The 13,390-nt window shown below is 64.6% G+C and carries 6 protein-coding genes; all 6 read left to right on the forward strand.

The window, feature by feature from the left end:
* The first annotated feature begins 9 nt into the window (after nucleotides 1-9).
* The 6 genes from purB (at nucleotide 10) to fdnG (ending at nucleotide 13,381) form a co-directional block, all read left to right on the forward strand.
* The gene (purB, locus tag BI344_RS11485; RefSeq protein ID WP_071113089.1) at nucleotides 10-1,380 is read left to right on the forward strand and encodes an adenylosuccinate lyase; all 1,371 of its coding nucleotides are present in this window, start codon (nucleotides 10-12) and stop codon (nucleotides 1,378-1,380) included.
* Nucleotides 1,381-1,666: 286 nt separating this feature from the next.
* Nucleotides 1,667-3,844: a hypothetical protein gene (locus BI344_RS11490; protein WP_095210814.1), complete on the forward strand. Its 2,178-nt coding sequence runs from the start codon at nucleotides 1,667-1,669 to the stop codon at nucleotides 3,842-3,844.
* A 398-nt stretch (nucleotides 3,845-4,242) separates the two neighbouring features.
* Nucleotides 4,243-7,434 carry an efflux RND transporter permease subunit gene (locus BI344_RS11495; protein WP_071113091.1) on the forward strand — a complete coding sequence of 1,064 codons (3,192 nt, stop codon included), beginning with the start codon at nucleotides 4,243-4,245 and terminating at the stop codon, nucleotides 7,432-7,434.
* Nucleotide 7,435: 1 nt separating this feature from the next.
* Nucleotides 7,436-8,593, forward strand: coding sequence for an efflux RND transporter periplasmic adaptor subunit (locus tag BI344_RS11500; protein ID WP_071113092.1), 1,158 nt, complete (start codon nucleotides 7,436-7,438; stop codon nucleotides 8,591-8,593).
* Between the two features lie 5 nt (nucleotides 8,594-8,598).
* Complete coding sequence (locus BI344_RS11505; protein WP_158021062.1) at nucleotides 8,599-10,014, forward strand: efflux transporter outer membrane subunit; 1,416 nt, start codon at nucleotides 8,599-8,601, stop codon at nucleotides 10,012-10,014.
* Nucleotides 10,015-10,324: 310 nt separating this feature from the next.
* On the forward strand, nucleotides 10,325-13,381 hold the full coding sequence (gene fdnG, locus BI344_RS11510; protein ID WP_083370185.1) for a formate dehydrogenase-N subunit alpha: 3,057 nt from the start codon (nucleotides 10,325-10,327) through the stop codon (nucleotides 13,379-13,381).
* The last annotated feature ends 9 nt before the right edge of the window (nucleotides 13,382-13,390 follow it).

A 13,390-nucleotide genomic window follows, 5' to 3' on the forward strand; every position in this document is an offset into this window, starting at 1 on the left:
ATACCCCGCATGAATCTGACTACGTTGACCGCCCTGAGCCCGCTGGATGGCCGCTACGCCAGCCAGGTCGAAGCCCTGCGCAACCTGTTCTCCGAGTTCGGTTTGATGAAATGCCGCGTCAAGGTGGAACTGGAATGGCTGAAGATGCTGGCCGCCGAGCCCGGCATCGAAGAGGTCAAGCCGTTCTCCGACGCCACCATCCGCGAGATCGACGACGTGATCGCCAACTTCAGCGTCGAGCACGGCGAAGAGGTGAAGGCGATCGAAGTGCGCACCAACCACGACGTCAAGGCGATCGAATACTGGTTGAAGGAACGCTTGTCCGGCAATCCGGAAGTGATGGCCGCCGGCGAATTCATCCACTTCGCCTGCACTTCGGAAGACATCAACAACCTCAGCCACGCGCTGATGCTGAAGACCGCGCGCAACACCGTGGTGCTGCCGGCGCTGGACGAAGTTATCCACAAGCTGCAGAAGCTGGCTCACGAGCTGGCCAACGTGCCGATGATGTGCCGCACCCACGGCCAGCCCGCCACCCCGTCCAGCATGGGCAAGGAGCTGGCCAACGCCGTGCACCGCCTGAAACGCCAGCGCGAGCAACTGGTCCACCAGGAAATCCTGGGCAAGATCAACGGCGCGGTGGGCAACTACAACGCCCACCTGGTGGCCTACCCGGACATCGACTGGGAAAGCCTGTGCGGCCGCTTTGTCACCGGTCTGGGCATCACTTTCAACCCTTACACCATCCAGATCGAGCCGCACGACTACATGGCCGAGCTGTATCAGGTGATGAGCCGCGTCAACACCATTCTGATCGACCTCAACCGCGACATCTGGGGCTACATCTCGCTGGGCTACTTCAAGCAGAAGGTGAAGAAGGACGAAGTCGGCAGCTCCACCATGCCGCACAAAGTCAATCCAATCGACTTCGAGAACTCCGAAGGCAATCTGGGCATGGCCAACGCCATCATGGGCCACCTGGCGGAGAAGCTGCCGCTGTCGCGCTGGCAGCGCGACCTGACCGACTCCACCGTGCTACGCAATATGGGCGTCGGCTTCGGCTACACCATTCTGGGCCTGAAATCCTGCCTGAAGGGCCTGAACAAGCTGGAGATCAACCCGGCTCTGATCGCCGCCGAGCTGGACAACGCCTGGGAGTTGCTGGCCGAGCCGGTGCAGACCGTCATGCGCCGCTACGGCGTGGCCAATCCGTACGAGCAACTGAAAGAGCTGACCCGCGGCAAGGGCGGCATCACCCGCGAGACGCTGCACGCCTTCATCAAGAGCCTGGAGTTGCCGGAAAGCGTCAAGGCCAGCCTGCTGGAGCTGACTCCCGCCAACTACCTGGGCAAGGCAGAAGAGCTGGCGCGCCGCATCTGACGCGACACCACCCCGCTCCGCCAAACGCCGCCGGTTTCCAGGCGGCGTTTTTCATTTCCCCGCCAATCCGCCATCGCCCCATTTCTCCGGCTTGCGGCATGTTCGCCGCAGACGGTTTCCCTCTCCCGGCCCGCAACACAGAATTTTGTAGTCAAAAAGGTAATTGCCCCTGACAATGGAGTGTGAATAACACCAAAAATTATCATATACGCTTCGCTGCAAACAGGACGCAAGGCCCAGTGCCGGCACGACCACCCCTTACCCGGGTAACCTGAATAGAGAATGGATGATCATGCAATCAATGTACGACCAATCCTCGAACACCCCCTCCGCCGACGACAGCGACAGCGACACCACCGCCGCCGCCTCCCCGCAGCCGGTGTCCACCCGCCATCTGCTCAGCCTGAACGAACGCGGCAACGCCGGGCTGTACCAATACTTCATCGAACACGACACCAATCGCATCCTGCAGCATCTGAACACGCTGCGCGGCATGGCCTTCACCCGCGATGCAGAGGATGACCAGGACAATCCGCTGGAGCGTCCCTTCCCCTCGGTCTGCCTGATCGGCCTGGGCCGTTGCGGCTCCAATATCGCGCTGGATGTGGCCACCCTGGTGTACAACGCCCGCAAGTTCTACCTGAACGAGTTCAATCAGGACGACAAGAGCGCGCCGGAACAAGAGCAGCGGCCGCGGCGCTGGATACGCCGCAACCTGCTGTCGACCCACAAGACGGCCAAGCCGGCCTTCCTGATCGAACCGATGGTGATGCTGGGCGACCTGGACAAGGACATCAAGGGCCGCATCCGTTTCTCGCGCCGCGGCGAGCAGGGCGATTTCCTCAACAGCTACAACAAGATGAAGATCATGGATCTGGCCGAGATCCACGCCGGCGGCGCCGGCAACGCGCCCATCCTGGGCCAGTACCTGGCCAAGATCATCCTCAACAAAGACACGCTGAGCTTCTCCGACCCGGACTGGACGCTGATCCACTCCTACCTGGTGGACTCCTGCGGCATCAAGGCCAACCAGTCGCGGCTGTATTTCTACATCTTCAGCGCCGGCGGCGGCACCGGCTCCGGCATGGCGTCGGAGTTCGGCCTGGCGCAGCAGTACGCCTACATGAGCAAGACCTTCGAAACCCGCAGCGAAGGCAAGCCCGAGCAGGCCGACGACTACAGCTTCGTGTTCGAGCCCATCTTCACCAGCGGCATCTGCATCCTGCCCAACATATCCGGCCAGCACGCCGAGGGCTCGGAGGCGCTGCACATCAACGCCGGCCGCCTTTTGTGCAAATACCTGTCGGAAGAATGGGACTTCTCCTACAACTTCGACAATGAAGAAGCCGGCGCCGAAAGCGTGATGCGCCGCATCCGGCCGTGGAACGCGATGATGCTGATCTCCAACGACATCATGCGCTACGCCGAGGAGAACGACGCCGGCAGCATCGAGAATCTGGACGTCAACGCGATGGAGCGCCACGCCAACCAGTACATCTCGCAGCAGATCTTCAACATCCTCACCGCCCAGGCCGTCACCAGCGACTACGACGAGAACTACTTCCTGCGCGCCGGGATCGACATGGGCGAGACGATACGGCTGGACGCCAACGACCTGTTCATGAGCCTGGCAGGCCCGGTGGCGGTAGCCTACGCCGAATCGGTGGTGTCCGACCCGCTGGGCTCGGACGGCTTCGTCAACAAGCTGGACATCGACGACCTGTTCTTCCGCTCGATAGACCTGCCGCACTTCAACCAGCAGACCCAGGCGATAGAAGGCATCAGCCTGCTGCCGATAGAATCGGCCAGCTACCGCGCCGCGCTGGCCGACTACAAGCAGTCCGGCTACGCGCCGGAAAAACTGAACCAGCTGTTCTTTTTCCAGAACTGCTCGTCGGTCGTCGCCATCCTGTCTCTGCCCAAGGGCTACAAGCTGTCCTACCTGGATCTGAACCGCCTGAAGCGCCACCTCAACGACTTGTTCCCCAGCACCACGCTGAAGCGCTACGCGCTGGTGATCGGCGCCTCCACCAACCTGTCGCTGACCACGCTGGTGGCGAAAAGCCCTTGCCTGAGCGACGACTTCCTGACGCTGATCGTCGCCTTCATCAAGCGCTGCTTCGCCCACGGCAACCACCGCTTCGACGACAGTCTGGACAAGACGATACTGGAGCTGATCACCGCCGAGCATTTCGACGAAACGGTGCTGGAGAGGCTGCTGAACGATTACGAGAACCCAGCCAAGATCCTCGACACCAACTGGTTCGCCATCAAGCCGATGTACGAGAAGAAATACCGCGAGTTGATCCGCGACTCGAAGAAGTTCGTCTCGATCAACGACATCCGCCTGACCCGCGAGCATGTGCAGAAGGCGGTGTGCTATCTGCGCGAAATCTACCGCCACCGCATCGGCAAGACCCGGGTGGTGTCACTCAACACCTTCGCCCGCAGCAAGCACGCCTGACCCGGCAGTCTTTGCGTCAAGCGCCCCGCCTCGCCCTGCGCGTCGCGGGGTTTTTACTGCCTAGAATAGTAAAGTAGATTATTTTTTTGCTGCGCCGGCCAAAAGTGTCAACGACATGGTCTCTTGACCAGTTAATGCAGCTTGGACACCCGGAGATATGCCGGCGCGCTGATGCCGTGAAACGCATCAATCGTTAACAAAAACCGCGGCGTCCCCAAGCACAATCCGGCCACAAATCGCCCCAAAGCTGGCATAAGCTGCAACAAGGCCGTGTCTGGATTGCAATAAGCACACCATTGGCCCGCTCATGCGGCGGCGGCCTGGTCGGTCGGCTCCGCGCCTTTCCCAACCTCGCTTCCGCTCATTCGCGCACCGTAATCAAGAGGCAACACGTCCACATGTGGATTGTCGAAACGGCCCTTAAACGGCCTTATACCTTCATCGTGATGGCCATCATCATCCTGCTGGCCACCCCGCTGGCGATCATGCGCACGCCGGTGGACGTGCTGCCGGAAATCGACATTCCGGTGATCAGCGTGATTTGGGGCTACGGCGGCCTCGCGCCGCAGCAGATGGCCGACCGAATCACCCAGACCCACGAGCGGGTGCTGACCACCACCGTCAACGACATCGAACACATCGAGTCGCAGTCGCTGTCCGGCATTTCCATCATCAAGATCTTCTTCCAGCCCAACGTCAACATCCAGACCGCGATCGCGCAGGTGGTGGCAGTATCGCAGGCGGTGGTGAAGCAGATGCCGCCGGGCGCGACCGCTCCGCTGATCATCAAGTACACCGCCTCCAGCGTGCCGGTGATCCAGTTGGGGCTGTCCAGCAAATCGATGTCGGAACAGGACGTGTTCGACACCGCCGTCAACATTCTCCGACCGCAGCTGGTGACGATACCGGGCATCGCCATCACCTATCCTTACGGCGGCAAGGTGCGCCTGCTGTCGGTAGACCTGGACACCCGCGCCATCGCCGCCAAGGGCCTGACGCCGGCCGACGTGGTCAACGCCGTCAACAGCCAGAACCTGGCATTGCCCTCCGGCACCGCCAAGATAGGCGGCACCGAATACAATGTGGAGCTGAACGGCTCGCCCGACACCATCGCCGGCCTCAACAACATCCCGGTGAAGACGGTGAACGGCGCCACGGTATTCCTGCGCGAGGTGGCGCACGTGCGCGACGGCTTCTCGCCGCAGACCAACATCGTCAAGCAGAACGGCCAGCGCGGCCTGATGATGTCGATCTACAAGAACGGCGGCGCCTCGACGCTGGACGTGGTCAACCACTTGAAGGAAAAGCTGCCCAGCCTGCTGCCGCTGCTGCCCAAGAGCATCCAGATCAGCCTGCTGGCCGACCAGTCGATCTTCGTCAAGACCGCGGTCAGCGGCGTGATTCACGAGGCGCTGGTGGCGGCGGTGCTCACCGCGGTGATGCTGCTGCTGTTCCTGGGCAACTGGCGCACCACCTCCATCATCGCCATCTCCATCCCGCTGTCCATCTTCTCGTCCATCGTCGCGCTGCACGCGATAGGCGAAACCATCAACGTGATGACGCTGGGGGGCCTGGCGCTGGCGGTCGGCATTCTGGTGGACGACGCCACGGTGACGATAGAAAACATCGAGCGCCACCTGCACATGGGTTCGCCGCTGTATACCGCCATCCTGGACGGCGCCGGCGAAATCGCCATTCCGGCCTTCGTCTCCACGCTGTGCATCTGCATCGTGTTCGTGCCGATGTTCTTCCTGGAGGGCGTCGCCCGCTACCTGTTCGTGCCCATGGCCGAGGCGGTGGTCTTCGCCATGCTGGCCTCCTACGTGCTGTCGCGGACCCTGGTGCCGACGTTGGCGCTGCTGCTGATGGGCCACCGCCATGGCAACGGCCGCGTCGACCGGTGGATACACCATGTGCATGAAGGCTTCAACGCCCGTTTCGAGCGGCTGCGCGAGCTGTACGTGCACTTGCTCAGCCACCTGTTGACCCACCGCAAGAGCTTCATCGCCGGCTTCCTGGGCTTCTGCCTGGCCTCCTGCGGCCTGTACCTGCTGCTGGGACGCGACCTGTTTCCGGAGGTGGACACCGGCCAGATCAAGCTGCACGTGCGCGCGCCCACCGGCATCCGCATCGAGAACACCGCAGTCCTGGCCGACCAGGTCGACGCCGTCATCCGCGGCGTGATTCCGCCCGCCGATCTGGACTCCATCATCGACAACATCGGCCTGCCGTACAGCGGCATCAACCTGTCCTACAGCAACTCCGGCACCATAGGCACGCTGGACGACGAGGTGCTGATCTCGCTCAAACCCGGCCACCAGCCCAGCAGCGGCTATATCGACGCCCTGCCCAAGGTGCTGGAAAAACGCTTCCCAGGCGTGGAGTTCTTCTTCCAGCCTGCCGACATCATCACCCAGATTCTCAACTTCGGCTCACCCGCCGCCATCGACGTGCAGATCGTCGGCAAGAGCCAGGCCGACAACGCCGCCTTCGCCGGCCGGCTGCTGTCGCGGATCAAGGCGGTGCCGGGCGCGGCCGACGTGCATGTGCACCAGCGGCTGGACTCGCCGTCGATCCAGCTCGCCATGGACCGGGCGCGGATGCAGGGCATGGGCATCGCGCCGTTCGACGTGGCGCAGAACCTGTTGCTGCCGCTGTCCGGCAGCCAGCAGACCCAGCCGGCGTTCTGGCTGAATCCGGCCAACAGCATCGTCTACAACCTGCAGGCGCAGACGCCGCAATACCAGATCAGCACGCTGGACCAGCTGATGCAGCTGCCGATCAACCCGGCCGGCGGCCGCGCCGCCAGCCAGCAGACGCTGGGCAATCTGGTCAGCGCCGCGCCGGGACGCGAAGCCGCCATCGTCACCCGCTACAACATCCTGCCTTCGATCGACCTCTACGCCAGCGCGCGCGGCCGCGATCTGGGTTCGGTGGCCGGCGCCATCCAGCAGATCATCGCCGAGGAGCAGGTCCATCTGCCCAAGGGCAGCCAGATCCACATGCGCGGCCAGGTGGAAACCATGCAGTCGTCCTACCTCGGCCTCGGCGTCGGCATCCTCGGCGCCATCGTGCTGGTCTACCTGCTGATCGTGGTGAATTTCCAGTCCTGGCTGGACCCCTTCATCATCATCAGCGCGCTGCCGGCGGCGCTGGCCGGCATCGCCTGGCTGCTGATCCTCACCGGCACCGACCTTTCCGTGCCGGCGCTGACCGGCGCCATCATGACCATGGGGGTGGCCACCGCCAACAGCATCCTGGTGGTCTCCTTCGCCCGCCAGCGGCTGCACGAAGGCCTGCCGCCGCTGTCCGCCGCGCTGGAGGCCGGCGCCACCCGGCTGCGCCCGGTGCTGATGACGGCGCTGGCGATGATCATAGGCATGATTCCGATGGCCATCGGCATCGGCGAAGGCTCGGAGCAGAACGCCCCGCTCGGCCGCGCCGTGATCGGCGGCCTGCTGTTCGCCACTGTCTCCACGCTGCTGTTCGTGCCGGTGGTGTTCGCCAGCTTCCACCGCCACCTGGCAAAACGCAAACAACACGCGGCAGACGCGGCGGCCAACGCCCGGACTCCCGCACAGGACGCTTGACATGACTGAACCACGCAACACCCATCAGGGCCTGCCCGAACTGCATCTGCACCACACCAGCCGCAGCGCGGTGGTGCGCAAGACACGCATCGCCGCCGCGATCATCCTGATCCTGCTGCTGGCGGGCCTGGCCCGCACGCTGCTGGTGCGCCGCGCCAATACCGAAGCGCTGGCCAGCGACGCCGCCAGCCATGCGACGCTGGTCGTCAGCGTGGTGACGCCCGCCCCGGGCCACGCCGAAGCCCGCCTCACCCTGCCGGCCACGCTGCAAGGCATGGCCGAGGCGCAGATCTACGCCCGCACCAGTGGCTACATCAAGCGCTGGTACAAGGACATCGGCCAGCCGGTGAAAAAAGGCGATCTCCTGGCCGAACTGGACATCCCCGACATCGACAAGCAGGTGCAGGAAGCCCGCGCCAACCTGGAGCTGGCCAAAACCGCCTGGCTGCGCTGGAAGACGCTGCGCGCCCAGGACGCCGTATCGCAGCAGGAGCTGGACGAGAAGGAAAGCGCCTACAAGCAGGCCGACGCTGAATTCAAGCGGCTGCGCGACCAGCAGGACTTCGCCCGCGTCACCGCCCCGTTCGACGGCATCGTCACCCGCCGCAACATCGATACCGGCAGCCTGGTCAACGCCGGCAACGGCGGCAGCGCGCAGGCGCTGTTCGCCACCGCGCAGATCGACAAGCTGCATCTGTATGTCTACGTGCCGCAAGCGCAGGCCGGCGACATCCGCGTCGGCGAGAAGGTCGACATCCTGCGCCAGGAAGCGCCGGGCCGGCCGGTCAAGGGCAAGGTGGCGCGCACCGCCGGCGCCATCGACCCCGCCACCCGCACGCTGCAGGTGGAAGTGACGGTGGCCAACCCCGGCCACGGCCTGCTGCCCGGACAATACGTGGACGTGTCCTTCAAGCTGCCCAAGGGCAACAGCCTGACCCTGCCGACCAACACCCTGCAGTTCGGCGCCAAGGGCAGCCGCGTCGCGCTGGTGGACGCCGGCAACAAGGTGCGGCTGCAAGCGGTGGCCGTCGGCATCGACTATGGCCACGAAGTTGAGATCAAGGCCGGGCTGAAGGCCGACGACAAGGTCATCATCAACCCGCCGGACTCGATCAACAACGGCCAGGCGGTGGCCATCGCCGCCGCCAGGGGGGAATGATGGCGATGCGCGCCCTTACCCTGCTTATCGCGCTAGGCCTCAGCGCCTGCGCCGCCGTCGGCCCGGATTACGTCCGCCCGGCGAGCGAGTTGCCGGCGCAATGGAAAAGCGATGGCGACTGGCAGCCGGCCTCTCCCGCCGACAGCCAGCCCAAGACCGAATGGTGGCGCGCCTTCGGCGACGCCGAACTGAACCGGCTGGAAGCCGACGCTCTGGCGCGCAGCCCGACGCTGCAGACCGCGCTGGCCAGGCTGGACCAGGCCGAGGCGCAAAGCCGCGTCCACGGCGCCGCCGCGCTGCCGGCGGTCAGTCTAGGCGCCGCGGCGTCGCGCAGCCGCATCTCCGCCGACCGGCCGCTGTCGGCCTACGGCTCCAGCAACAGCAGCGTGGTGCAAAACGATCTGAAACCCACGCTGGGCGTCAGCTATGAAATCGACTGGCTGGGCCGGGTGCGTCGCGACATCGAAAGCGCGCGCGCCAGCGCCGAACAGGCCGCCGCCGAACAGGCCAATGTGCAGCTGCTGCTCACAGCGCAGCTGGCCAGCGTCTATCTGCAACTGCGCCAGCAGGACGAGGAGATACGCCTGCTGGACGGCATCGTCGCCGCGCAGCAGCGGGTGCTGGAGCTGACCCGCATCCGCCGCCGGAACGGGCTGGACGCCGCCGGCGACGAGGCGCTGCAAACCGCCGCCGTGGCCGCCAACCGCGCCCAGCGCGAGCTGCTGCTCAACCAGCGCCGCCAGAACGAGGACCTGCTGGCCACCCTCAGCGGGACTCCGGCCGCCGGCTTCCGCCTGGCGCCCGGCGCGCTGCCGGCCAGCGCGCCGCAGATTCCGGCCGGCGCGCCCAGCCTGCTACTGCAGCGCCGTCCGGACATCGCCTCCGCCGAGCGGGCGATGGCCGCCGCCAACGCCCAGATCGGCGTGGCCCGCGCCGCCTATTTCCCGCAGTTGACCCTGATGCCGACCTACGCCGGCAGCGAATCCTCCAGCCTGGCCAACCTGTTCTCCACACCGGCGCTGATCTGGTCCATAGGCCTGCAGGCCACCCAGACGCTGTTCGACAACGGCCGCACCCGCGCCAATGTCGACTACGCCCAGGCCGGCTACCGCGCCGCGCTGGCCAACTACCGCCAGAGCGTGCTGCAGGCGGTGCAGGAGGCGCAGGACGCGCTGGGCACGCTGCATGGCCTGGATGCCGCGCGCCGGCAGCAGGACGAGGCGGTGCGCAACCAGGACAAGGCCTACGCCATCGCCAAGCTGCGCTACCGCGAAGGCCTGGACAACGCGCTGACCCTGGCCATCGTCCAACAAAACCAGCTGACCGCCCAGCGCACGCAGGCGCAGCTGCGCGGCAGCCAGCTGATCGCCAGCGTCAGCCTGCTCAAGGCGCTGGGCGGCGGCTGGCAGGGTAGCCGATAAATTCATATTTATTCGCAATTAGAACAGTAAGAATTGCAACAAACTGCTACAAATAAGCTCAGACAGACCGATCAGCCTCCCGCGGGCTGGTCGGCCGGCCTTGTAGCGGCTGGCTTCCCCTTTCCCTCCTGCAGTATCCCCCGCCAATCGCCGCCGCTGCCGGCTTCCGCGCGTCACGAGACAAAACCACTTTTGATAAATGGTCATAGCCTCCGCATCGGAGTAGCATAAAAAATAGCAAAAGCAACAAAGCTATCAGTTTTGGATATCCGTCCTCCCAAGCGTGCGGATACCCTTGAGGAGATGGACGATGGAAGTCACCCGACGCCAGCTGTTCAAGCTGACCGCGGCGCAGTTGGGCGCCTCCAGCCTGGTCGCCATGGGTTTCGCGCCGCAGCAGGCATTGGCCGAAGTGCGCCAGTTCAAGCTGATGGGCGCGCGCGAAACCCGCAATACCTGCACTTATTGTTCGGTCGGCTGCGGCCTGATCCTTTACGGGCTGGGCGACGGCGCCAAGAACGCCAGCGGAACGATCTACCATATCGAGGGCGACCCGGACCATCCGGTCAGCCGCGGCTCGCTCTGTCCCAAGGGCGCCGGCCTGCTCGATTTCATCCACAGCCCCAAGCGGCTGAAATATCCGGAAGTGCGCGAAGCCGGCGGCAACGAGTGGAAGCGCATCAGCTGGGATGAGGCGATACGCCGCATCGCCCGCCACATGAAGGACGACCGCGACGCCAACGTGGTGGAAAAAAACGCCGCCGGCGTGCCGATCAACCGCTGGCTGTCCACCGCCATGCTCACCGCCTCGGCCGGCTCCAACGAAACCGGCGTGATCTCGCAGAAATTCATCCGCAGCCTGGGCATCGTCGCCACCGACGCCCAGGCCCGGGTCTGCCACGGCCCCACGGTATCGGCGCTGGCGTCCACCTTCGGCCGAGGCGCGATGACCAACAGCTGGGTGGACATCAAGAACGCCGACTTCATCCTGGTGATGGGCGGCAACGCCGCCGAGGCGCACCCGGTGGGCTTCAAGTGGGCGATAGAGGCCAAGAAGACGCGCGGCACCAAGCTGATTGTGGTGGACCCGCGCTACAACCGCACCGCCTCGGTCTCCGACCTGTATCTGCCGATCCGCGTCGGCACCGACATCGCCTTTCTGGGCGGCGTGATCAACTGGCTGATCAAGAACGACAAGATCCAGTGGGAATACGTCAAGGCCTACACCAACGCCGCGCTGATCGTGCGCGAGGATTACCACTTCGACGAAGGCCTGTTCTCCGGCTACGACGAGGCCAAGAGCAAGTACGACAAGTCCAGCTGGAGCTACGAGCTGGACGAAGCCGGCCTGGCCAAAACCGACCCCACGCTGCAACACCCGCGCAGCGTGTGGCAGCTGATGAAGCAGCACTATTCCCGCTATACGCCGGAAACGGTCAACAATATCTGCGGCACGCCGACCGACGGCTTTCTGGAAGTGTGCAGGCAGCTGGGCGAGACCGCCAAACCTGACAAGGCCGGCACCATCCTGTACGCGCTGGGCTGGACCCAGCACACCACCGGCTCGCAGAACATCCGCACCATGGCGATGATCCAGCTGCTGTTGGGCAATATCGGCATGCCCGGCGGCGGCGTGAACGCGCTGCGCGGCCATTCCAACATCCAGGGCCTGTCCGACCTGGGCCTCTTGTCCACCAGCCTGCCCGGCTACCTGACGCTGCCCAGCGAAGCCGACCACCCCGACCTGGCCACCTATCTGGCCAAGACCACCCCCAAGGCGCTGCAGGCCGGCCAGCTCAACTACTGGAGCAACACCCCCAAGTTCTTCGTCAGCCTGATGAAATGGATGTGGGGCGACAACGCGACAAAAGACAACGACTGGGGCTACGGCTGGCTGCCCAAGTGGGACAAGATGTACGACGTGCTGCACATCGCCGAACTGATGCACCAGGGCAAGATCAGCGGCTTCATCGTGCAGGGCTTCAACCCGCTGGCCAGCTTCCCGGACGTCGCCAAGGTGACCGAGGCCTTCTCCAAGCTCAAATACATGGTGATCATCGACCCGATCGCCACCGAGACCTCCACCTTCTGGCAGAACCACGGCGACGCCCACGACGTCGATCCCGCCAAGATCCAGACCGAAGTGTTCCGCCTGCCGTCCACCTGTTTCGCCGAAGAGGACGGCTCCATCGTCAACTCGGCGCGCTGGCTGCAGTGGCACTGGAAAGGCGCCGAACCGCCCGGCGAAGCCAGGGGCGACAACGAGATCATCGGCGAGCTGTTCGTCGCCGTGCGCGAGCTGTACCGCAAGGAAGGCGGCAAGCTGGCCGACCCCATCCTCAAGGTCAACTGGAACTACCACGACCCGGCCTCGCCCACCCCGGCCGAGCTGGCGATGGAGATGAACGGCAAGGCGCTCTCCGACCTGCCCGACCCGGCGGATCCGGCCAAGATCGCGGTGAAGAAGGGCGAGCAGTTGCCCGGCTTCGCGCTGCTGCAGGACGACGGCCGCACCGCCTGCGCCTGCTGGATCTTCTCCGGCTGCTGGACCCAGGCCGGCAACCAGATGGCGCGCCGCGACAACACCGACACCGGCCTGGGCAACACGCCGGGCTGGTCGTGGTCGTGGCCGGCCAACCGCCGCATCCTGTACAACCGCGCCTCCTGCGACCCCTCCGGCAAACCCTGGGATCCGAAGCGCAAGCTGATCAGCTGGAACGGCGAGAAGTGGGTGGGCGGCGACGTGCCGGACTTCAAGATAGACGCCGCGCCGGACTCCGGCATGCAGCCCTTCATCATGAATCCGGAAGGGGTGGGCCGGCTGTTCTCGGCCGACAAGCTGGTGGACGGCCCCTTCCCCGAACACTACGAGCCGATGGAAAGCCCGATAGGCACCAATCCGCTGCACCCCAAGGTGGTGAGCAGCCCGGCGGTGCGCATCTTCAAGACCGACCGCGAACGGCTGGGCACCCACCAGGACTACCCCTATGTCGGCACCACCTACCGGCTGACCGAGCACTTCCAGTTCTGGACCAAGTCTGTGCTGCTCAACGCCATCGCCCAGCCCGAGCAGTTCGTCGAGATCGGCGAGGCGCTGGCCCGCGAAAAAGGCATCGTCCAGGGCGATATGGTCAAAGTCAGCTCCAAGCGCGGCTTCGTCAAGGCCAAGGCGGTGGTCACCAAGCGGCTGATGGCGCTGAAGGTCAACGGCCAGACCGTGCACCAGATCGGCATCCCGCTGCACTGGGGCTGGGAGGGCGTAGCGCGGCCCGGCTACCTGACCAACTCGCTGCCGCCGGCGGTGGGCGACTGCAACACCCAGACGCCCGAATACAAAGCCTTCCTGGTCAAACTGGAAAAACTGTAAGGAGCCACG

Source organism: Chromobacterium sphagni, from assembly GCF_001855555.1.
Lineage (GTDB): Bacteria > Pseudomonadota > Gammaproteobacteria > Burkholderiales > Chromobacteriaceae > Chromobacterium > Chromobacterium sphagni.

Coding starts and splice junctions, on each gene's coding strand:
- BI344_RS11505 (WP_158021062.1), top strand. CDS start 8,599: ATGCGCGCCCTTACCCTGCTTATCGCGCTAGGCCTCAGCGCCTGCGCC.
- BI344_RS11495 (WP_071113091.1), top strand. CDS start 4,243: ATGTGGATTGTCGAAACGGCCCTTAAACGGCCTTATACCTTCATCGTG.
- purB (WP_071113089.1), top strand. CDS start 10: ATGAATCTGACTACGTTGACCGCCCTGAGCCCGCTGGATGGCCGCTAC.
- BI344_RS11500 (WP_071113092.1), top strand. CDS start 7,436: ATGACTGAACCACGCAACACCCATCAGGGCCTGCCCGAACTGCATCTG.
- fdnG (WP_083370185.1), top strand. CDS start 10,325: ATGGAAGTCACCCGACGCCAGCTGTTCAAGCTGACCGCGGCGCAGTTG.
- BI344_RS11490 (WP_095210814.1), top strand. CDS start 1,667: ATGATCATGCAATCAATGTACGACCAATCCTCGAACACCCCCTCCGCC.